We start from the raw sequence: 21,607 nt of genomic DNA on the forward strand, positions 1-21,607 counted from the left end.
GATTACTCGATGTTCAGCTAAGCTGAACGAGTTCACTTTCACCCGTAAATACTATACCGTACTATGTGCTGAATTAAGGACCACTTAAAGACTTGTCTTTATATAGAGCGGTACACTAAAATGAAGATATTACTAATGATTTGCGAAGGGAGAACTCTTATGAAAACGGTACAAGAACTGGAAGCAAAGCTGGCCGAGCCATCCGCGGCTTTAGTTAAAGAAATCGCTGAGCTGGACGGCGATATTATGCTGCTGGGTGTCGGCGGTAAAATGGGACCGAGTCTGGCTCGATTGGCTATGAACGCTATTAAGGAAGCTGGAGTGAGCAAAAAGGTCATCGGAGCCTCCCGTTTCTCGTCGGGTACGCTTAAAGAGGAATTAGAAGCGGACGGAGTGGAAACGATTACGGTCGACCTGCTGAACGATGACCAACTGCAAGCTTTGCCGGATGTGAAAAACATTATTTATATGGCGGGAAATAAGTTTGGAACGAAGGGGAATGAGCATTTTACCTGGGCTATGAACGCTTACCTGCCTGGCCGTGTAGCGGAGAAATATAAAAACTCGCGGATTGTCGCATTCTCCACCGGCAACATCTATCCTTTGACCAGGGTGATCGATGGCGGTGCTACGGAAGCGGGCACTTCTCCGAATCCTAATGGGGAGTACGGACAGTCCAGCCTGGGACGCGAGCGGGTATTTGAATATTTTTCACATAAATATGGGACACCGCTATCTATTTTCCGTTTGAATTATGCCATAGACTTAAGGTATGGCGTCCTGCTTGAAATTGCCCGGGCTGTCAAGGAAGGAAGAGAAGTAGACGTAACGATGGGCCACGCCAATGTAATCTGGCAAGGGGATGCCAATGAGATGGCTATTCGTTCGTTGACCGTGGCAAGCAATCCTCCCAACGTGCTTAACGTAACCGGTCCGGAGACGATTTCTCTCCGCTGGGTGGCGAAGGAGTTCGCGAGCCGGTTCGGGCTTGAAGCCAAAATTGTAGGGCAAGAAGCGGACACCGCTCTCCTCAGCAACTCTACTAAAGCAATGAAGACCTTCGGCTATCCGAGAGTGTCCTTGATGCAAATGATCGATTGGATCGCCGAATGGGTCGAAGCAGACGGCGCAACCTGGGATAAGCCGACTCATTTCCAAGAAAGAGAGGGGAATTACTAATCATGGCCCAACGCAAAGAATTAACTCCAGATCAGTTGAAAGCCTTGCATGAAGGCTTGGCCATTCCTGCTCATCCGCTCGCTTTGGATGAGAACCGGAAATTCGACGAGCGCCGTCAAAGAGCGCTTACCCGATATTATATCGCGTCGGGGGCCGGCGGTGTAGCCGTAGGCGTCCATTCCACCCAATTTGAAATCCGGGATAAGGATGTCAATTTGTTGGAACCGGTCTTGCGGCTCGCTGCGGAGGAAGTAGATCGGGCGAAGCTGGATCGTCCCTTCCTGAAAATTGCGGGGATTTGCGGCCCTACGGAGCAAGCCATTGCTGAAGCCGAGCTGGCCGTTAGCCTTGGCTATGACATGGGACTGCTAAGCATGGGAGGTCTGCAGGATTGGACGGAGGAGCAAATTCTCGAGAGAACTCGCGCGATTGCCGAGTTGATCCCGGTATTCGGCTTCTACCTGCAACCTTCAGTCGGCGGCCGGATCTTCAGCTTCCGCTTCTGGGAGCAGTTTGCCAACATTCCCGGAGTGGCGGCGATCAAAATGGCCCCGTTCAATCGCTATCAAACGATTGACGTCGTAAGAGCGGTATGTTACTCCGATCGGCGCGACGAAATTGCGCTGTATACCGGAAATGATGACAATATCGTCACCGATCTGCTGACATCTTATCGTTTCCAGGTGGACGGTCAGACGGTAGAGAAGAAGATTGTCGGCGGGCTGCTCGGGCATTGGGCCGTGTGGACCAAGAATGCGGTGGAATTGCTGGAAGAAATCAAGCAGGTTCGGGATAATGAACAGCTATCGGCGGACTGGTTGACGCGGAATATCGAAGTGACGGAAGCCAATGCCGCGTTCTTCGATCCGGCGCATCACTTTGCCGGCTGTATTCCCGGCATTCACGAGGTGCTGAGACGCCAAGGACTCCTCGAGGGCCGCTGGTGTCTTAACCCGGAAGAGGAATTGTCTCCGGGACAAATGGAAGAAATCGACCGGGTGTACCGAGATTACCCACATTTGAACGACGACGAGTTCGTGAAGCGTCATTTGAACGAATGGCTGGCGCAATAAGGTAACGCCCACCAAGAGCGGAGGGGTATTCCATGCGGTTTAAAGATGTGTTTTCTATAATCGGGCCGGCTATGATCGGTCCCTCCAGCTCGCATACGGCAGGGGCTATTCGTCTTGGACGGGTAGCCCGTCAGCTGTTTGGCGAGCTTCCTGAGAAAGCAGAGATTACTTTGTATGGTTCTTTTGCGGAAACCTATCAAGGGCATGGGACGGATCTGGCCCTTGTCGGCGGCCTGCTGGGTTATGAAACCGATGACGAGCTAATTCCTCATTCATTGGAAGATGCGGAGCAAGCCGGGATGGAAGTCGTCTTTATCCCCAGCAACAACCCGGCCATTCATCCCAATACGGCCAAGATTACTTTGTCCGGGAACAGTAAAGAGCTTACGGTTGTCGGCTCGTCGATAGGCGGAGGAAACATTGAGATTGTTAATGTTAACCAGTTCGATGTCAAATTCACCGGGATTTATCCTACCTTGGTCATTGCCCATCAGGACCGGCCCGGTCTTATAGCCGATATTACGGCTATACTCCGAACGGAACATGTGAATATTGGATATATGGATCTGGATCGGAAATCCCGTAACGGTGAGGCTATGACGGTGATTGAGGTGGACTCGCCGATCTCCGACAGACTGATCGAGCGGATTCGCAGTGTCGATTTGATTCATACAGTGGGGATCATTGATCTCACGGAAAGAGGATGAAGATGAGATTTCGAACGCTGAAACAATTGGCTGCTTTATGCGAGCAGGAAGGGCTCTCGATTGGAAAACTCATGGTCGAGGAGCAGGCGAAGGAGTCCGGGAGAACTCCGGAACAGGAATTTAGCAAGATGAAAAGCTATTACGAGGTCATGAAGGAAGCGGTGCGCAAAGGGCTGACCGAGGATACGACCTCGCGCAGCGGATTGACCGGACGAGACGCCCAGCGGGTCATGAGCTTCATGAACGACCATGAAGCTTCGGCGGGAAAAGAAGCCGGCCTTGCGATGGCCTATGCCCTTGCGGTTTCTGAAGTGAACGCTTCCATGGGAAGAATCATCGCCACGCCGACCGCAGGCTCCTGCGGCATTATTCCCGGTGTGTTCGTCAGCAGTCAGGAACGCTTCGGCTGGAGCGACGATCATATGGTTGAAGGGCTGTTCTGCGCCGGGGCTATCGGCTACATTATCGCCAACAACTCTTTCGTCTCCGGGGCGGAAGGCGGCTGTCAGGCCGAAGTTGGCTCGGCCATTGGAATGGCAGCCGGAGCGATGACGGAGCTGCGTGGAGGATCGCCTTCCCAGGCGGTGCATGCCGTCGGTCTCGCGCTTAAGAATACCCTCGGGCTCATATGCGATCCGGTTGGCGGGCTGGTCGAGATCCCTTGTATCGTTCGCAACGGCTTCGGAGCCGTCAATGCGCTTGCCGCCGCGGATATGGCCTTGGCCGGAGTACGGAGTGTGATTCCTTCCGATGAGGTCGTGAGCGTCATGTATGAAGTCGGCAGCGCGATGCCGGAGAAGCACCGGGAGACGGCCAAGGGCGGATTAGCGCAGACTCCGACGGGCAAACAAATTATGAGCGAGCTGAACTTGCGAAGGAGGAAGAAGCCGTGAGCACTCGAATAGCCGAACAGGAACTGCTGGATATGGGGAAGCAAATAGAGGCGCAATTGATCGAATTCCGCCGCGACTTGCATCGCCATCCCGAGCTTAGCCTGCAGGAGGCGCGTACCGCAGGGAAGGTGGCGGAGGCGCTGAGCGGGCTGGGTCTTAACGTGCGCTCAGGAGTGGGAGGCCACGGTCTTGTCGCTGATTTGACCGGCACTGCTCCGGGGCCGGTCATTGCCCTGCGCGCGGATATGGACGCTTTGCCGATCGAGGAGGAAAGCGGGGTGCCGTTCGCTTCCGAGGTGAAGGGCGTTATGCACGCCTGCGGCCATGACGCTCATACGGCGATCTTGCTCGGAGCGGCGCGTATCCTATCTTCCCGCCGGGAGAGCTTTAGCGGTACCGTTCGCTTCCTGTTCCAGGCGGCCGAGGAGATCAATGCCGGAGCGAAGGCGATGATCCAAGACGGTGCCCTCGAAGGAGTGGATGAAATATACGGGCTGCACAATTTACCTACTCTGTCCGCAGGTAAAGTCGCTACCCGTTACGGCTCCCTGATGGGCTCGGTGGACCGGCTGGAGATTATGCTGGAGGGCCGCGGAGGCCACGGCGCAATCCCCGATAAGAGCATCGATCCGGTTGTCGCCGCCTCGGCTATCGTTATGGGACTTCAGACGGCGGTCAGCCGGGAGGTGTCTCCCTTTGAGCCGGTAGTGGTCACTATTGGAAGCATCCATGCAGGGGAAGCGAACAATGTCATCCCTCACCGGGCGGTAATGACCGGAACGGTCAGAACTTTTTCCCCGGCGGTACAGAGTGGAATGAAAGATCGTCTGGAGCGGATCACGAAGCAGATTGCAGAAGGATACCGCTGTCAAGCGACCGTTAATTATATCGAACAGACACCGGTGCTGGTTAGTACAGAGGAATGTGTGGAGCATGTGGAAGGAACAGTAGATCGGCTGATCGGACGGGAAAATCGGGTAGAGGCCGCGCCTACGATGGCCGGAGAAGACTTCTCCGTCTACCTGAAGCATGTGCCGGGCTGCTTCTTCTGGCTAGGCTCCGGTCCGGAGAAGGATGCAGAACAAGCATATGGGCTGCATCATCCTCAATTTTCAATCAATGAACAATGCATAGCTTTGGGTGCATCATTGCTGTCAGCCATTGCAACGGATCGGCTGATCAGGCAAAATGAGAGATAACGACTATTCCTTTATCTCAAAGTTGGAGGCACGTAGCTGATGATTTCTAATTGGAATAATAATGTATTGGACAGTATTAAAATCGGTGTCATCGGTTCGGAAGTGGTTGTCAAAAAAATTAGTAAGGTGCTGAAGGGCTTCCCATCCTTTCAGCCCATTTACTCTGAGTTCACAAATGAAAACGAAGTACCGGCATTGGCCCAAGAATTGATGGACGAGGTGGAAGTCCTTCTTTTTTCAGGGCCTCTTCCTTATCAAAGGGCCAAGGACAAGCTTAAATTCACCGTCCCGGTTCACTATTTGCCGCTGACGGGGACCGGACTGTACCGGGCGCTCTTTCGATCCCACAAGCGCTTCGCCGCATCTACACTTTCGGTCGATACCTTAAAGATGCAAATGATCGAACCTCCGCTCAACGAGCTGGGCGAGGTTGGTTTTGAAACTGTCGTCTATAATGGAAAGGATCCGTATTCCAAGGAAGAGCTTATCCGCTTTCACCGGAAAATCTATGAGGAGTCCGATGGCAAGGCGTGTGCCTTGACTGGGTTGAAATCGGTTGCAGATGAACTGACGGCATTGAAAATCCCGAACGAATGGGTCGTTCCGACAGAGCAGGATATTATTGTGACGCTGGAACGAGCGCTGTTATCGACCGAAACCCGCAGAAGCAAGGAGTCTCAGATCGTTCTCGGATTAATTGTTATTGACGATTCGGGCAAGCTCTATGCAACGAAAGCGACCGAGCATGAAGTTCAGAAGCTTAAGCTGGACGTTCATCGCATGCTGCTAGGTTATGTTGAATCATTGGATGGGCATTTGACGCATCTGGGCGGGGATGAATATTTATTCATCACAACGCGTGGTATTTTTGAACGGGAAACCGGAGGCTATAAATATATTCCTCTTGCACACGAAGCAGAGAAGTCGTTCGGCTTCACCCTCAGCATGGGTGTAGGCTTTGGACAGTCTGCCGGCGAAGCCGGCACTCATGCGCGAATCGCTCTTCGCCAGGCTCGGGAAGCGGGAGGGAATATCAGCTTTATCGTCAGGGAGGACCGGAGTGTTATCGGTCCGCTGGAGATGTCGCAGCCGTTGGAAGTGAATCTGTCGCTGATTGATTCCAATCTGATCAAGAAGGCGGAGAATAGCGGGATGACGCTGGCCTATTTAAGCAAGCTGGCTGCGCAGGTCGCGCGCAAAGGACAAACGGATTACACCGCCAAGGAGCTCGCGGCCATTCTGGGAGTAACCATTCGCAGCGTTCATCGCTTTCTGTTACAATGGACAGATAATGGTCTCGTAGACATCGTCGGAGAGCAGCGCAATCCATCTAAAGGAAGACCGAAGCAAATCTATCGCCTCCTGTTTATTGACAATCAGCAGGAAAATGAGCCATAAAACAGACTATAGGATAGACATTTTAAAAGAAGGTGCAAAGTCACGACCAAGAAAACGACCGATAACAATGACCATTTTGATTGAATTGATAATAATTATGATTGAATCTTTCAAAAATAAGACTTATAATTTCATTATAATCTTATTTTTGTTAAAAGGAGCGATTTAATCATGGAATTCGGTAAATTCACTTACCCTGAAATTTCTGCTCAGCATGAAGCGATTCGTGCAGCCTTGGTCAAGGCGGAGCAAAGCAAGGCCTGGATCGATAAGTACATTGCCAACCAACAATTTGACGAGGTCATTTTTATCGGCTCGGGCTCTTCTTTCTATCAGGCCCAAACGATGGCCGCCACATTCCGCAAGTGGATGGGAAGAGATGCATCCGCATGGCCGTCTTCGGAAATTTTCTTGTTTAGAGATCAGGCGGCTGCAGCCGGACGTCAGTATTTGCTCGTAGGGGTTTCCCGTTCGGGAGAGTCAACGGAAGTTATTGTTGCGCTGGATTCTGTTAAGGATTTATCGAACTGGACCATCTGCGGAATTACATGCTACGCCGACAGCAAGCTGGGACAAATGGCGGAAAGTCTCGTATCTGAGCTCGGCCAGGAGAAGAGCACCGTCATGACGAAATCTTTCAGCAGCATGACTTATATGATGCAAGCGGCTATCGCCATCGGTTCCGGCAAGGCGGAGCTGCTGGACGAGATTCGCAAGGTGGCGGAATTGGACGAGCAGGTGGTCCAGGCGGCGGATGGAACGGCTAAAGCGGTAGCTCCGACGAAATTCAGCAAATATGTTTATTTGGGAATGGGAGCTTATTTTGGCCTCGCCCAGGAAGCTTGTCTGAAAATTAAAGAGATGTCTTATGTTTGGACCGAAAGCTTCGGAACATTGGAATTCCGCCATGGCCCGAAATCGATCGTCGATCAGAATACATTCCTGTGCGTCCTCGTGTCCGAGCAAGCAAGAAGCTACGAATTGAAAGTAGCTGAGGAAATGAAAGCCTACGGCGCACATGTTATGTTGATCACAGCCAGCAAAGGTGAGGATACCGCGTTCGCGGATACCGTCTTCGAGGTAGGCGGCCGGGAGCTATCCGATGAAGCCAGAAGTGTGCTATATTTGCCAGTCCTGCAATATCTTGGTTATTACACGGCTCTGAATCTGGGAGTAGATCCGGACAGTCCTCGTAACTTGACCCAGGTAGTCAAGCTCTAAATGTCTGGCGTAGAGTGAACAGGCTCTAAAAAAGTCTAGTATGGAGTGAACGAAATGATGGCTGGATCCAGCTCTTCCAAAGGAAAGCAAAGGCGCGACAGTATTCTGAATATGCTAAAACAGAATGGGCGATTGACGGTGCAAGAAATTGTCGAGGCCTTCGCTTGCTCTGAAGCGACCGCACGCCGTGATCTGGATATGCTGGAGAAGACGGAGCCGATCATCCGCACGATAGGCGGGGCTTTATATGATGGGTTTAGCGCCACAAGGGAAATTTCGTTCACCGAGCGCAAGCATTATGCCTGGATCGAGAAGGAACTGATTGCCGAGAAGGCGGCTTCGCTGATCGAGGAAGGTGATGTTATCGGGTTGTCCGGCGGGACGACTACTTATTTGATCGCCAAGGCGTTGAAGATGCGGCGAGGGATTACGGTTGTGACCAATGCTGTTAACATTGCTGTGGAGCTGGCAGATAACGACGAGATCCAGATTGTTGTGATCGGCGGCATTATGCGCAACAAGAGCTTCGAGCTATGTGGGCCGCTGGCAGAGAAAATGGTCGAGAACTTGAATATCGGCAAAATGTTTCTCGGGATCGACGGCATCTCCTCGCAAGGCGTGTCCACTTATTCGGAATCCGAGGCGCAAATCGCCAAAGCGCTGATCAAAAGGTCGGGACAAACCTATGCGGTGTTCGATCAATCCAAGGTCGATAAAAATTCGTTATTCTCCATTGCGCCGTTATCTTCCATTTATGCCTGTATAACGGATGCCCGGAACATCGGCGAAGAACTTGGTCAGGAGTTGGAAAATATTGGCGTGAAGCAATATTTAGTTCAATCGAGTGGAAAAAGAGAGGGAAACGTATGAAGTATTATGCCGGTGTCGATTTAGGCGGTACCAATATCGTTTGCGGACTCCTGGATGAACAATTTCAACTGCTCCGCAAGCTCAAGCTTCCAACGGAAGCAGCCAAGGGCGGAGATCACGTCGTGGCAAAAATTGCCGGAATGATCGATGAACTGATCTCTCAACATAACATCACCCGTGAGGATGTACAGGCGATCGGTGCCGGAATTCCGGGCTTGATTAACCCTGTCGACGGAATTTGCAATTTCTCGGCCAATCTATCCTGGAAAGATTTCAGAGTTAGCGAGAAGCTGAATCAATTGTTGGGTATTCCCGTGTACATTGATAACGATGTTCGTATGTATGTTTTGGGTGAAGCAGCCAGAGGAAGCGGTCAGGGCTATCCTGTTGTGTTAGGCATCACGATTGGTACCGGAGTCGCGGCCGCTTTGGTAGAGAACGGCAGGCTGTACTATGGAGGTTCCTTCATTGCCGGTGAAATCGGTCATATTCGGATGGACGGGGAGGAGGCCGTATGCGGCTGCGGTTTAACCGGTTGTCTGGAGACGGTTGCCTCTGCAACCGGTCTGGCCAGGCAGGCGCGTGAAGCGGTGAAGAGCGGGGTTCCCACCATTATGTCTTCCATGGTGCCCGATCCGTCGGCTTTAACGGCTACCCATCTATCCCAGGCATATGACCGCGGTGACCAGGCCGCCATCGACATTATGACTCATACCGGTAAATTGCTTGGCAAAGGGCTATCCTATGCCGTAACGCTGCTTAATCCGGACGTCATCGTCATCGGGGGCGGCGGCGCCAATGCCGGAGAAAGGCTGCTCGGTCCCATGAAGCAGGAGCTGCAGCGGCTGGTGCTGCCCATGTACTGGAATCACCTGGAGATCAAAACAGCCGAGCTGCTGGATGATGCCGGAGTGATTGGGAGCGCCGTTAACGCCTGCAACCGGGTGCAGCAATAACGTTAATGCAAGGCCCCAGGCCAGACCAGACCTGACCAGACCAGACTGCTATACTGCCGCAAGACAGCCGGTTTGGCTTATAATGGCTTTAATGTTGCTTATATATGGGCCGCTGGCCGGGATTAATCCATTGCGCATATATTAATTAATTGCGCTGGACTTATTTTTTGTAATTATCAGGATAACTTATGTACGTTTCATTAAACCGCAGATTGCGGCAGGCTCCCAAATCAACGGGCATCTGGATAAGGATAGCCTGAAATACAAGAACCGTCTGGATTTGACAGACGGTTCTTTTTTTCTCTAACATCATATGAAAGATTCGCAATTATAACTTTGCTGATCTTTCACCGCGAAACGTTATTCCGCCATTAAAGGACCGGTATAGCCGGTTACACCTGCCATCTACAGAATGAAAAAGTTCTCGCGGCCATTCTTGTAATAAGGGCGAATATCGGTGCTATTAAAATGATCGGGATAAGTTATCGAGGGGGGAAAGTGGTTCGCTTCCAAATGTAGGAAGGAATGCAAATGTGCAGTCAATGGACGACTTTTGTCCTTATTTCGACGAATCTACTGCAAATGTGCAGTAGATTCGTCCATTTCGGCCCGAAAACGGGCGGATCTAAAGATTTGACTGTAGAAATGCAGGCGATGGTTTGAAAAGAGCGGATTCCTGCCAAAAGGATTGCACAATTGCAGTCGATTGTCAGCGGGGGCCGTGTCGCGGCACGCGCAATTCGCCAGCGCCTATACGCCCCGCCAGCGCCCCGCCTGTCCCTGTGCCCCGCCAGTGCCCCGCCAGCGTCTGCACCCCGCCAGCGTCTGCACCCCGCCAGCGCCTGCACCCCGCCAGCGCCTACGCCTGCACCCCGCCAGTGCCTACGCCTGCGTCTGTACAGCGCCTGCGCCTAATCTGCTTAGCACCTACAGTTTACGGTTATCTATCCTCAAGACGCTGTCAGGCGTTTCCATCGATTGCGGCCTGTAAGTCCTCCTGATGGAAAAATGGATGTATTGGCACAGCGATTTTCATCGGCAGGCCCGCCGTCCCCTAAAGGATGTCCCTTTGCGGGTAGGGATCCCACTTTCACGTAGTGTACTTAGAATATGGGAGATTTACACCGTTTGTTTGCCTTTGATCCACATGCCGCCGATTTCCAGCTCGGGAGTCAGCAGCAGGACGTCAGCCTGTTTGCCTGCGGCGATACTGCCGATCGTATCGTACATTCCGAGCATCCGCGCCGGATTGCCGCTGGCGAGCACACTGGCTTCCGGTACGGTCAGACCGACTTTATCGATGACAAAGCGGAAGGCGGATATCATCGTCAGCGTACTTCCGGCCAGACTGTTGCCCTCCGTTAGAGTGGCGACGCCGTCCTTCACGGTAACAGGCAGCCCGCCAAGGCTGTATTGTCCGTTGCCCAGGCCGGCTGCGGACATCGCATCGGTAATCAGCATCAGATTATGATTCACCTTGGCGCGAGTCAGCAGCTTGATTCCGGCGGGATGGACATGGAACCCGTCAGCGATAATTTCCGCGCTGATCCGATCATCGGTCAATACCGCGCCGACGGTTCCCGGCTTCCGATGATGAAGGCCAGTCATCGCATTAAAGGTATGGACGGCATGGCTCAGTCCATGCTCTACCGCTTCTTCTACGATATCGTAAGAGGCGTCGGTATGGCCGGCCGCGGCCACAACCCCGTTAGACTTCAGCCATTGAATTAATTCATAGGCTCCTTCCGTCTCGGGGGCCAGAGTCAGCATTTTGATCAAGCCCGGATATTGCTCTGACCACTCTTGGAGCCATTGCTTCTGTGGAGGTACGATAAATGCCGGATTTTGGGCGCCGGGCCATTTATGACTGATGAAGGGCCCTTCCAGATGGACCCCGATTAGCTGGGCATAAGGCATTTCCTGACTCGTATAGTCGCTTACTGCCGATAATACGTTGACAATGGCTTCGTGAGATGCCGTAACTGTAGTGGCCAGCATAGAGGTCGTACCGTGCTGGCTATGGAAGCGGGTTATGCCATCCAGGCATTCCTTGGTAGCGTCCATGAAGTCGTGGCCGTAGCCCCCATGGACATGGATATCGATAAAGCCGGGCACAATCCAGCCTTGCTTAGCGTCGATTCGCGTGCCAGCGAACGATTCCGTCAGCTCCGGATGGCTTCCCCGAAGGCCAATCCAACTAATTTGATCTCCTTCGAGCAGGATTTCACCGTCCGTCAGGACGGAATCTTCCATAACAATCGAAGCGTTAGTAATTAGAGTCTGAGAAGGATGAGAAGCCATTATAGCAGCCTCCCAGCTTCAGAATCCGTCATGACGATCAGCTGGGGATGCAGCTGCAGGAACGAGGCGGGACATTGCGGGTCTATCGGACCGCGCAGCGCCCGGCGCATAATTTCAGCCTTATCGGATCCTCGGGCTAGAAGCAGGATCGATTTGGATTTCATGATCGTTCCTAAGCCGACTGTAATCGCCTTTGTCGGAACTTCGTCAATGGATGCGAAGAAACGGGCGTTTGCTTTCCGGGTTTCCTCGTGAAGCTCGATCAAGTGGGTTGCGCTTTGCAGCGTATCGCCCGGTTCGTTAAATCCGATGTGACCGTTATGGCCGATTCCGAGGATTTGCACATCGATTCCACCGGCTTGCCCGATCATCCGGTCGTATCGCTCGCATTCTTGCTGCGGGTCATCGGCATGACCGTCAGGAATATGGGCATTGGCCTCAGGAAGATCGATATGCTGGAACAGACGGGTGTTCATAAAGGTGTAGTAGCTTTCCGCATGGTCACGGGGCAGTCCTACATATTCGTCAAGATTGAAGGTGGTGGCAGATTGGAAGCTGACCCTTCCTTTTTTATAGAATTCCACCAGCTTCTCATAAACTCCAATAGGAGTGGATCCGGTAGCCAGACCAAGCACAGCATTTGCTTTCTGGTGCAGGGTGGCTGTTAATAATCCAGCTGCGGCCTCATTTAATTCTTCATTGGATGGAAAAGTGAGCACATTCATTCTTTATCTAACCTCCGGATTGTTGTGCGGACGAAAGAAAGTTCTGTCCGCCTTGTAAATGAAAATAGAAGCCCGGCGTATAGTGTCATCGGCTGCTTAGTAAAATGTAATACAGGGTATTGGTAGCCAACAGTCCTCTGCCGTAAACAGAGCCCATTGAACCGCTATGATCTATCGTAAGCGGTTAGCCGTATTCCGCTTGTCCCAAACGGGATCACTATCCGGAACTCCTATCTAACTCATAATAGTCCTAATTTAACTGTAAAGTTTCTGCGAGTGTATGTCAATAAACAAGAAGGCTTATAACGATCATAATTGTAATTGTGATCAATTTTATGATTGTAAACGTCATTTTTATTGCTAATAACGCAAATAAGTTATTTTCAGGCGTGAGCGCCTGGAGGTGCGATATGGAGCCGGATCGACCGTAAAAATCTTTATTGCTAATATATAGCCGGAAAACATTGACTAGCTACAGGACGGCTTATAAACTATAGGGGGAATTATTAAAATTACGGGATAGGAGTGTAGACATGAAGCTTGCGAATAAAATCGGAGTCATTGTCGACAGCTTTGGAATCGGTGTTAGGGAAGGGCTGAAGAAAGCTAAGGAAGTTGGGGCGGAAGGGGTGCAAATCTATGCCGTCAAAGGAGAAATGGACCCTGCTAATCTGAATGCGGCACAGCGCAAAGAACTGAAAGACTATATCGACTCATTAGGATTGGAGATATCGGCATTATGCGGAGATCTGGGCGGTCACGGTTTCCAGGACACATCTGAAAATCCGGCTAAAATCGAAAAATCAAAGCAGATTCTCGATCTGGCTATGGATCTTGGAACGAATGTGGTTACTACTCATATCGGTATTGTACCGGATGATCGCAATAGCGCAGTTTATGATGCGATGCAGAAAGCCTGCGAAGAGCTGAGCCAATATGCCAACAGCATGAACGCTTTCTTTGCTATAGAAACAGGTCCGGAAACGGCCGAGCATTTGAAATCCTTCCTGGATACATTAAGCTCCAAGGGAGTTTCGGTTAACTTCGATCCCGCGAATATGGTTATGGTTACAGGAGATGATCCGGTTCAGGGAGTCATCACGCTGAAGGACTATATCGTACATACCCACGTTAAGGACGGTATTCGCTATAAAGAAGTGGATCCGCGTGAAATTTATGGAGCGCTGGGCTATGAGCCGATGGATCACGGCAAAATTGCACAAATGGTGGCGTCTGGAGAAATTTTCAAAGAGGTTCCGCTGGGTGAAGGAAAAGTGGACTTTGACGCTTATTTCGCCGCTCTGCAACAAATCGGCTATGAAGGCTATCTGACGATCGAGCGGGAAGTGGGCGATCAGCCGGAAGTGGACATCCGTAAAGCGGTTCAGTTTATTAAGCGTTACCGGTAAGCTTGATTAAGGCTCTTGAACGGGTGGGCCGTCCGTTTGGGAGCCTTTCTTTTCTGGAGAAATTCCGCTCTGCTGCCAGGATTCCAGGACAAAGAAGGTGCCGTCATATGGATTTGATTAAAAATCGTTGGAAAATTCTCCAAATCGTCAACATGGGAACGTTTATGTCCACCTTGGATGTAGGGATCGTCAATGTCGTCCTGCCGACGATGGCCGCTCAATTTTCGGTCACTCTTGCGCAGGTTCAGTGGGTCGTCACCTCTTACCTGCTGACCATGGTTGCTTTTCTGCCTATTTTGGGCAAATGGTCGGATCGGATGGATCGCAGCAAAATCTACAGCTACGGCTTCCTGGTGTTCGCTGGAGGCTCGTTAATTGCCGCTCTCTCTACTACTTTAACGGCGATTATTATAGCCAGAATCATCCAAGGGGTCGGAGCCTCGATGATTATGTCCAACAGCCAGGCCATGGTTCGTAAATTGTTCCCCAACCATGAAATCGGCAAAGCACTGGCGATGAATGCCGTCGTCATCTCGGTCGGAACCTTGTCCGGACCAGCCGTCGGCGGGTTATTAATGGAGATTGCGGATTGGTCATTTCTGTTTGTCATTAACGTTCCTCTTGGTCTGATCGCCTTGATTTGCGGGATCCAATGGTTTCCTCGCGATGAGAAGAGAGGGGTTCAGCCGCTCGATGCCATCGGATCAACGATGCTTGCGGTCAGCACCGCGCTGCTGCTGCTGGGGGCGGTGCGGGGAGAGACCGAGGGATTTAACGGAACGATCCTTGCCTTGTATGGTGCCGGGGGGCTGCTGCTTGTGCTGCTTTTCATCTATGAGCGAAGAATTCCTCATGGGGTAATCGACAAAGTGCTGTATACCAACCGGGCGATGGCTGTAGGAAATTCCACCTCGCTGCTGTTGAATGTTGCCCAAATGTCAACCATCATTCCGATAACGTTCTATATGCAGCAGGTGCTGGAATATCCGACGCGCACCGTAGGGCTGATGCTCGCACTGCAGCCGATTTTTCTCGGAATCACCTCCCCGGTCTCCGGATGGTACAGAGATAAATACGGGGCCTACTTTCCGACGATTGCGGGGGCTGCGATCTGCGGAATCTCCATGCTGTTTGTGGCCATGGGCAGCGGAATCCATCCGTGGGGAATCGCCCTTCACCTGTCGTTGTTCGGCGTAGGCACGGGGCTGTTTCACGCTATCAACAACGCTGAAATCATGTCTGAGGCGCCCTCAGACAAAATCAGTCTCATAGGGAGCATGCTGGCGTTAATCCGCTATTTCGGAATGATCGTCGGAATTGGCATGGCGGTTCTGCTGGCAGGAGGAATGGGAGCCACTGCGGTTGCCTCGGTGGAGCATACTGCAAAGATTAAGGGGTTGTTCGGAGTAGGCTTCTTCATTTGCTTGGCGACCGTGCTTATTTGTCTGCTGCGTCCCCGACAGAAGCCGCAGTCCGCGCTTGCCGAAGGTTCGGCTAAAGTGAACAAATCGATCTAAGCTTGTGTAACCAGGCGCCTATTTTTTGGGCTGCAGAATCCGCATTCGGTAACTGTTTTGGGCAGCCGCATGGAGCTCCTCAAGCAGACCATAGTTGGCCCAAGCGCCTACAACGGCTCCAACCCCCGGGAGCAATTGGAGCAATTTACGGAGATCGAGAGAGTCGCGGTATTCCCGCTGAAGCTTGAGCCAGTCAATTTCATCGGGATGGGAGGGGAGCTGGGATAAAGCAGCGGAATGCGGTTCGTCCCACTTCTTCATCCGCTCGAACACAGTAAGCCGGTGCTCTCTGCTGGAGAAAGCCAGCTGAAAAATGGACAAAATATATAGCCTTTCTCTTAGGTCGGATGTGTCAAAGCCATAAATATGGGCCATTTCGAATAAAAATTTCATCTTAATCGCGATCAGCGCCGGAAAATCGACAGCTCCAAGCAGCAATCCACCGGCTCCGGTTCCGGCCCCTTCCGCGGCGGCTACTTTCTTATAAGTATTCGTGACCTGTCCCGCTACACGGTCGCGCTCCTCAAGCGGCCACCCGTAAGCAACCGGCCGTTTGGGGGTAAATCTTGCCCCCGCTAGCGAGGCTTGCACGATCCCTTTGACTGCCGCGGTTAGCGCGGTATGGAACTTCTCCGGGAGAATGTCGTTGATTTTATTGCTCACCGCTTTCGAGGCCGATTCAAGCATCCCCTGTTTTTTGCTCAAATTTCTTTCCCACAAGTGAAGCTCCATCATGACTCTTTTTTCATAATCCATCGTATTATTCGCTCCTGATTTTAGTTGCATGGCCATCTGCAGATCGGACTGTGTAATTCCAACCGCCTGCTTGAATAGATTCCTTGCGTTTGCCAACGATTGTTCAATTATCAAAGGCGTCCTCCACCCGGGATTGCCCCTCGACAATTAATTCCAGCTCAGTTTCCATGTTCAAATAAAGAGGTGCGGGAAGTGATTCGATCATCCTGGCGATTTCCGGCAGCTTCAATGCTTCATCCAATGTTCGCGGTCTGCGCTTCATTCCTTCAATCCAGTCCCGGATTAAATCGATCAGCTCATAAAAACTGTGTTGGAACCGCTCTGCATCCGCTTCGGCCTGCTCCGGCGCGCTTGCGCTCATTTGATTCCAATGGCCCAGCATTTCTTTAAACGCTTTATCGAGTATCGGACCCATCCCGTTCTCCCCCTTTTATGCAATTCATTAGGCCGTATGGCGCGGCCTCTCCTTCATTGTAACGGAATTTCACAATCCGGTAAAATTAAAATTGCATTAGGAAATCAGGGAACCGCATATTTCTCCCAAACATTTTATCCATTTTCCCCCAATTCCCTCTTTCTTTAAAGTATAATATTAATAACCATTGAAACTGTAACCATAGAATGAGAGGAGCAGAAGAAAAATGAACTATCGTCAACTGGGGTCATCCGGATTAAGGGTTAGCGAAATCAGTCTGGGCAGTTGGTTAACGTACGGAGAAGGGGGGTACGTGGATTCGGGCAAAGCTCGTGAAACGATTGACAAGGCTTATGAGTTGGGTGTTAATTTCTTTGATACCGCCAATACTTATATGCGCGGAGAAGCAGAGAAGGTTGTTGGCCAAGCCCTGAGTTCATACCCACGGGAATCCTATGTCCTCGCTACCAAAGTGTGGGGGGGCATGGGGGATGGTCCCAATGACAGAGGGCTGTCCAGAAAACATATTATGGAGCAGTGCCATGCGAGCTTGAAACGGCTGAACAAGGATTATATTGACTTATATTATTGTCATCATTTCGATCCGACGACACCGATGGACGAAACGTTAAGGGCGATGGACGATCTTATATCCCAGGGAAAAGTGCTATATCTTGGAGTGAGCAACTGGACCGCGGCGCAGATTACGGAAGCGGTTCATCTGGCTGATCAGAAGCTGCTGAACCGGATAGTGGCCAGTCAGCCTCCGTATAATATGTTCCGAAGAGAGATTGAACATGAGCTTATCCCCGCATGCACTAGATTTGGCATTGGCCAGGTGGTCTATTCGCCGTTGGCTCAAGGGGTGTTAGCAGGCAAGTACAAGGATACGGAAGACGCGCCTGCGGGAAGCCGGGCCACTCATTCGGCCGGCGGGAAGTCGATCCGCCAGTATATGTTGGAAGAGAATCTTGCCAAAGTCGCCCAGCTTCGCGACGTAGCTGCAGAATTGGAGCTGACCTTGTCTCAATTGGCGATCGCCTGGATCTTGCGGCAGCCTAATGTCTCCAGTGCGTTGATAGGCGCCAGTCAGGCCAGTCAAATAGAGGAAAACTTGGCTGCCTCCGGGGTGACGCTGACACCGGAAGCATTGGATCGGGTGGAAAAGATATTAAATAGTTGACAGAAACTGCTCCGGGTCCTATTCTCCCAAGTAATTTTTCTCCTGTCCAGCTATATTCCACTCTCCTCCCCAATATAGAGACCATTGTAAGGAACGCCTTCCATGATAAAGCTAATTTTGGTTTGTAGAATAAGAGTGGGGGTGGAATAATGGCTTGATAAGAAGCTGGAGAAACCGTATATGTTTCAGGTAACCGATTTAAGTTTAATACTATGTTTGTCATGAAAAAGTTTCCAAGATATAAACGGGAACGATTTTCTTGAAAAATAAAAATCGGACTAGGGTGAGGACAAATGATAAGGCTTCATTCAAGAGGAAGAAAGATGACTGGAAACGTTCGTGTGGGAAAGCGCTTTCGGCTATCGAAGCGGGTTTACGAGTGGAGAGAGGAAGATATGCTTAACCTGCTAGGTTCATCCCGCAAGCCTGTATTTGTTCATGCTGATCATCAAATTCTGTATGTTAATCCAGCCATGACTGAGCTGTTGGGCTTGACTGGAGAGGTCATGATGGGCCAGCCGCTCCATTCGCTAGTTTTTCCTTCTGGCAGTAAGGCTGAATCGGCAGGAACGGACGGGGCTACAGTGGAACGGATCTGGAGACACGGGCAGCTGATGGAAATGAAAGCGGTCAACCTCCCTTTTAATTATAAAGGGAAGCCTTCACGGCTTGTCATGCTGGAAGAAGATGTGCAGGAGGGGGGAATGGAGACGGGGGCCGGAGGCAAGAAGGTGGAACAACAGCACTATGAATCATTGGTAGAACATAATCCGGCCGCTATTTCCTCCCTTGATCTTCAGGGAGTGATTCGAACGGCTAATCCGGCAATGGAGGCAATGAGCGGCTTTACGGCAAAGGAGTTAATAGGGACACATTTGCTTCAAATGATTGACCCGGCGGATGTGGCCCATACGAAATTATGTCTGGAGCAGACTATTCAGGGAAAGCCCGCTAATTGTGAAATGGTCTTTTACCAAAAGGACGGCACGGCCATCGATATAGGTGTTAAATTTGTGCCGATTATTGTGAATGGTGTAATATCCGGGATTTATTATATCGGTAAAAATATTACGCATCGGAAAAAAGCCGAGCAAGAGCTGAGGCATACGAAAGTGCAGCTGGAATCGCTGTTTACAAATACATCCGACGCTATCATGATTTTTGACCGTGCCGCTAAAGTTCTGAAGGTCAATCCAGCATTCGAGAAAATGTACGGCTGGACTGCGGAGCAAGTACTGGGTCAGCAAGTCCCGCTGCTTCCCCCTGATAAATGGCAGGAGATAGAACGGGCATGTGATCATGTCGTCCGGCATGGTTCGCTAAACGGAATAGAGATGGAGTTTATTAGAAAGGATGGCGCCAGGGTACAAACAAGCGTTACGTTGTCTCCCATCGAGGATGGCAACGGGAATATTGTTGCTTTCGCGGCCATGTCCAGAGATGTCAGCGAACGGATCCGGATGGAGAAATCTTTACGGGAGAGCGAAGCCAAGTACAGATTGATCGCTGAAAACATGTCCGATCTGATAGCCATCTACGATCGGGAAGGAAGAATAACCTATGCGTCGCCATCTTTCAAATACATATTGGGTGAAGAACCGGATTTGAAGCAGAAGGTCCGAATTGAACAATGGGTTCACGCTCATGATCGCAAACGAATAAGAGAGACCTTCGACAAGATGGTCGATACCCAGCAGGCGGCCCGCTTCGAATACCGCTATACGACTTCAAGAAAGCAGAATATATACTTAGAGGCCAGTGGAATTCCGGTTATGGGAGAATCCCGTCAGGTCGATGGAGTCGTTGTCGTCTCCCGGGATATTACGACACGCAAGAAGACGGAAGCCGCACTTCAAGAGGCTGAGGAGAAGTACCGGAGCCTTGTGGAAGAAGCATTAGTTGGAGTATATTTGATCCAGGACTGGGAAATTACTTATGTTAACCCTCGTTGTGCGGAAATGCTCGGATATACCCGGGAAGATATGTTTAATAAAAGCGTTCATAATTATATTTATCCCGATGATATTGGCAAATTAACAAAGAAGATCCGCCAGCGGAAAGGCAAGAGCGTTCACTTTTTTTTCCGGGCCTTACACAAGGATGGCCGGGCGGTCGATGTCGAATTGCACGGAACGATGACGACATACAAGGAGAAACCTGCCATTATTGGTACCGTAATGGACATTACGGAGCGAATAAAAACAGAGGAGCTGCTTCGTAAATCGGACAAGCTGTCTGTGGTCGGGCAGTTGGCTGCAGGGGTCGCTCATGAAATCCGCAATCCGTTAACCTCTCTTAAAGGCTTTGTCCAGCTGCTCAAAGCGAAGAAGCAGGGGCAGGAGCAATACTTGGACATTATGCTGTCCGAGCTGGACCGAATCAACTACATAGTCAGCGAATTTATGGTTATAGCGAAGCCGCAGGTTATTAATTTTCGGCCTAAGGACGTCAACCGCATTCTGTGGGATGTTATTCCGCTTCTGGATACGCAGGCGATCATGAATAACGTTCAGATTCAGATGAAAGCCGAGAAGAATCTCCCCCATATTCATTGTGATGAAAACCAATTGAAGCAAGTGTTCATCAATATACTGAAGAATGCCATCGAATCGATGCCGACCGGTGGAAAAATCCGGATCAAGGTGAAGGGTGATTTGAAGGGCAAGCTGCAAGTGCGTATAATAGATCAAGGATCAGGGATTGCCCCTGACCGGCTGCCGCAATTAGGAGAGCCTTTCTATACAACCAAGGAAAAAGGCACTGGTCTCGGATTGATGGTTTGCTATAAAATTATAGAAATGCATCGGGGAACGATTAAAATTAAAAGCAAGCTGAATCAGGGGACGACTGTGGACATTACTCTGCCCGCATTCTTTCCTCCCGATCCGAATTCATGTCAGGAATAAAGGATTGAATATATGAAAATGAACAAGATGTCGGAATTAAACAATTCATTGCTCATGATCAACAGCATCTATTCCTCGCTGACCAAATCGGAAAAGAAGGTGGCGGATACCGTTCTTAAAGATCCGGAGGCTGCCGTTTTCTTCACGATTACCGATCTCGCGGAAAAAGCCGATGTGGGCGAAACCTCTGTCATTAGGCTCTGTCGTAAGCTTGGCTTTAAGGGGTATCAGGAGTTCAAGCTGTCCATCGTTCAGGACCTCGCTACGCCGGCTGAGCAAATTCATGGAGAGATCGAAGAGAACGATAATACGGAAACCGTCGCCAAAAAAATAACGTCCCAGAACACACAAGCGCTGAACAATGCGCTGTCCTTGCTGAACGAGCAGCATTTGGTCAAGATTGTGGATGCTATGATTGCCGCTGACAGCATCTTTTTCTACGGGGTCGGCTCCTCCGGAGTGACAGCGATGGATGCCAAATACCGGTTTATGCGTCTGGGCTTTCAAGTCGACGCCATTATGGATTCTCATATGATGGCGATGAATGCGTCCCTTGCAGGCAAGAATGATGTCGTCGGCGTCATCTCCACCAGCGGGAGCACGAAGGATGTCGTGGATGCCGTCACTATCGCCAAGGCTAGCGGGGCGTTCATTTTCTGTATTACCAATCATGCCAAATCGCCTGTGACTCAGCAGGCGGATGCGGTTTTGTTAGGCACGTCGAGAGAAACTCCTCTTCAAGGCGGCGCCTTCTCCTCCAAGCTGTCGCAAATTCATCTGTTGGACATTTTATCCACGGTCATTGCGCTCCGTCAGAAGGATAAAACGTATGCCGCTTTGGAAAAAACAGCGAAAGCGGTGTCCGATAAATTATATTGACCGGTTAAATGCTATTGAGA

Annotated in this window: 18 protein-coding genes; 14 read left to right on the top strand and 4 right to left on the bottom strand. The window is 50.8% G+C overall.

All coding sequences use genetic code 11. The annotated features are described in order from the left end of the window. Positions 1–159 precede the first annotated feature (159 nt). The 9 genes from KJS69_RS09585 to KJS69_RS09625 all read left to right on the top strand — a co-directional run bounded on the left by KJS69_RS09585 (position 160) and on the right by KJS69_RS09625 (position 9,496). Entirely contained in the window at positions 160–1,179 is a 1,020-nt protein-coding gene (locus tag KJS69_RS09585) for an NAD-dependent epimerase/dehydratase family protein (protein ID WP_213583496.1), read from the top strand. Positions 1,180–1,181: 2 nt separating this feature from the next. Continuing rightward, complete coding sequence (locus KJS69_RS09590; protein WP_213583497.1) at positions 1,182–2,252, top strand: dihydrodipicolinate synthase family protein; 1,071 nt, start codon at positions 1,182–1,184, stop codon at positions 2,250–2,252. 32 nt (positions 2,253–2,284) lie between these two features. Beyond that, complete coding sequence (sdaAB, locus tag KJS69_RS09595; protein WP_213583498.1) at positions 2,285–2,959, top strand: L-serine ammonia-lyase, iron-sulfur-dependent subunit beta; 675 nt, start codon at positions 2,285–2,287, stop codon at positions 2,957–2,959. Between the two features lie 2 nt (positions 2,960–2,961). After that, positions 2,962–3,852: an L-serine ammonia-lyase, iron-sulfur-dependent, subunit alpha gene (sdaAA, locus tag KJS69_RS09600; protein WP_213583499.1), complete on the top strand. Its 891-nt coding sequence runs from the start codon at positions 2,962–2,964 to the stop codon at positions 3,850–3,852. Beyond that, positions 3,849–5,051, top strand: a complete 1,203-nt coding sequence (locus KJS69_RS09605) for a M20 metallopeptidase family protein (protein ID WP_306434401.1) — start codon at positions 3,849–3,851, stop codon at positions 5,049–5,051. The genes sdaAA and KJS69_RS09605 overlap by 4 nt, the downstream gene beginning before the upstream one ends. Positions 5,052–5,090: 39 nt before the next feature. Beyond that, positions 5,091–6,449 (top strand): helix-turn-helix domain-containing protein, encoded by a 1,359-nt coding sequence (locus KJS69_RS09610; RefSeq protein WP_213583500.1) that lies wholly within the window; start codon positions 5,091–5,093, stop codon positions 6,447–6,449. A gap of 171 nt (positions 6,450–6,620) precedes the next feature. Further along, on the top strand, positions 6,621–7,670 hold the full coding sequence (locus tag KJS69_RS09615) for an SIS domain-containing protein (protein ID WP_213583501.1): 1,050 nt from the start codon (positions 6,621–6,623) through the stop codon (positions 7,668–7,670). Positions 7,671–7,727: 57 nt separating this feature from the next. Continuing rightward, the gene (locus tag KJS69_RS09620; protein ID WP_213583640.1) at positions 7,728–8,540 is read left to right on the top strand and encodes a DeoR/GlpR family DNA-binding transcription regulator; all 813 of its coding nucleotides are present in this window, start codon (positions 7,728–7,730) and stop codon (positions 8,538–8,540) included. Next, positions 8,537–9,496 carry an ROK family protein gene (locus KJS69_RS09625; protein ID WP_213583502.1) on the top strand — a complete coding sequence of 320 codons (960 nt, stop codon included), beginning with the start codon at positions 8,537–8,539 and terminating at the stop codon, positions 9,494–9,496. The genes KJS69_RS09620 and KJS69_RS09625 overlap by 4 nt, the downstream gene beginning before the upstream one ends. A 1,119-nt stretch (positions 9,497–10,615) precedes the next feature. Here the strand turns inward: KJS69_RS09625 and nagA are convergent. Both nagA and nagB read right to left on the bottom strand, forming a co-directional pair. Further along, entirely contained in the window at positions 10,616–11,797 is a 1,182-nt protein-coding gene (gene nagA, locus KJS69_RS09630) for an N-acetylglucosamine-6-phosphate deacetylase (protein WP_213583503.1), read from the bottom strand. After that, positions 11,797–12,522, bottom strand: coding sequence for a glucosamine-6-phosphate deaminase (nagB, locus tag KJS69_RS09635; RefSeq protein WP_213583504.1), 726 nt, complete (start codon positions 12,520–12,522; stop codon positions 11,797–11,799). Before nagB ends, nagA begins: the two co-directional genes overlap by 1 nt. A 533-nt stretch (positions 12,523–13,055) precedes the next feature. Between nagB and KJS69_RS09640 the strand changes: the two genes are divergently transcribed. Continuing rightward, complete coding sequence (locus tag KJS69_RS09640) at positions 13,056–13,931, top strand: sugar phosphate isomerase/epimerase family protein (RefSeq protein WP_213583505.1); 876 nt, start codon at positions 13,056–13,058, stop codon at positions 13,929–13,931. Positions 13,932–14,038: 107 nt separating this feature from the next. Further along, the gene (locus KJS69_RS09645) at positions 14,039–15,448 is read left to right on the top strand and encodes an MFS transporter (RefSeq protein ID WP_213583506.1); all 1,410 of its coding nucleotides are present in this window, start codon (positions 14,039–14,041) and stop codon (positions 15,446–15,448) included. An 18-nt stretch (positions 15,449–15,466) separates the two neighbouring features. Here KJS69_RS09645 and KJS69_RS09650 read toward each other — a convergent pair whose 3' ends face one another. Together KJS69_RS09650 and KJS69_RS09655 are read right to left on the bottom strand one after the other, a co-directional pair. Further along, positions 15,467–16,318, bottom strand: a complete 852-nt coding sequence (locus KJS69_RS09650; RefSeq protein ID WP_249730446.1) for an EcsC family protein — start codon at positions 16,316–16,318, stop codon at positions 15,467–15,469. Further along, a complete protein-coding gene (locus tag KJS69_RS09655) occupies positions 16,308–16,619 on the bottom strand; it encodes a hypothetical protein (RefSeq protein ID WP_213583507.1) in 312 nt (103 codons plus the stop codon). The genes KJS69_RS09650 and KJS69_RS09655 overlap by 11 nt, the downstream gene beginning before the upstream one ends. A 226-nt stretch (positions 16,620–16,845) precedes the next feature. Here KJS69_RS09655 and KJS69_RS09660 point away from each other — a divergent pair, with 226 nt between their 5' ends. The 3 genes from KJS69_RS09660 to KJS69_RS09670 all read left to right on the top strand — a co-directional run bounded on the left by KJS69_RS09660 (position 16,846) and on the right by KJS69_RS09670 (position 21,587). Next, a complete protein-coding gene (locus KJS69_RS09660) occupies positions 16,846–17,802 on the top strand; it encodes an aldo/keto reductase family protein (protein WP_213583508.1) in 957 nt (318 codons plus the stop codon). A gap of 323 nt (positions 17,803–18,125) precedes the next feature. Next, positions 18,126–20,708 carry a PAS domain S-box protein gene (locus KJS69_RS09665; RefSeq protein ID WP_213583509.1) on the top strand — a complete coding sequence of 861 codons (2,583 nt, stop codon included), beginning with the start codon at positions 18,126–18,128 and terminating at the stop codon, positions 20,706–20,708. Between the two features lie 18 nt (positions 20,709–20,726). Next, positions 20,727–21,587, top strand: coding sequence for a MurR/RpiR family transcriptional regulator (locus tag KJS69_RS09670; protein WP_213583642.1), 861 nt, complete (start codon positions 20,727–20,729; stop codon positions 21,585–21,587). Positions 21,588–21,607 lie beyond the last annotated feature (20 nt).

Source organism: Paenibacillus sp. J2TS4 (assembly GCF_018403245.1).
Taxonomy (GTDB): Bacteria; Bacillota; Bacilli; order Paenibacillales; family NBRC-103111; genus Paenibacillus_L.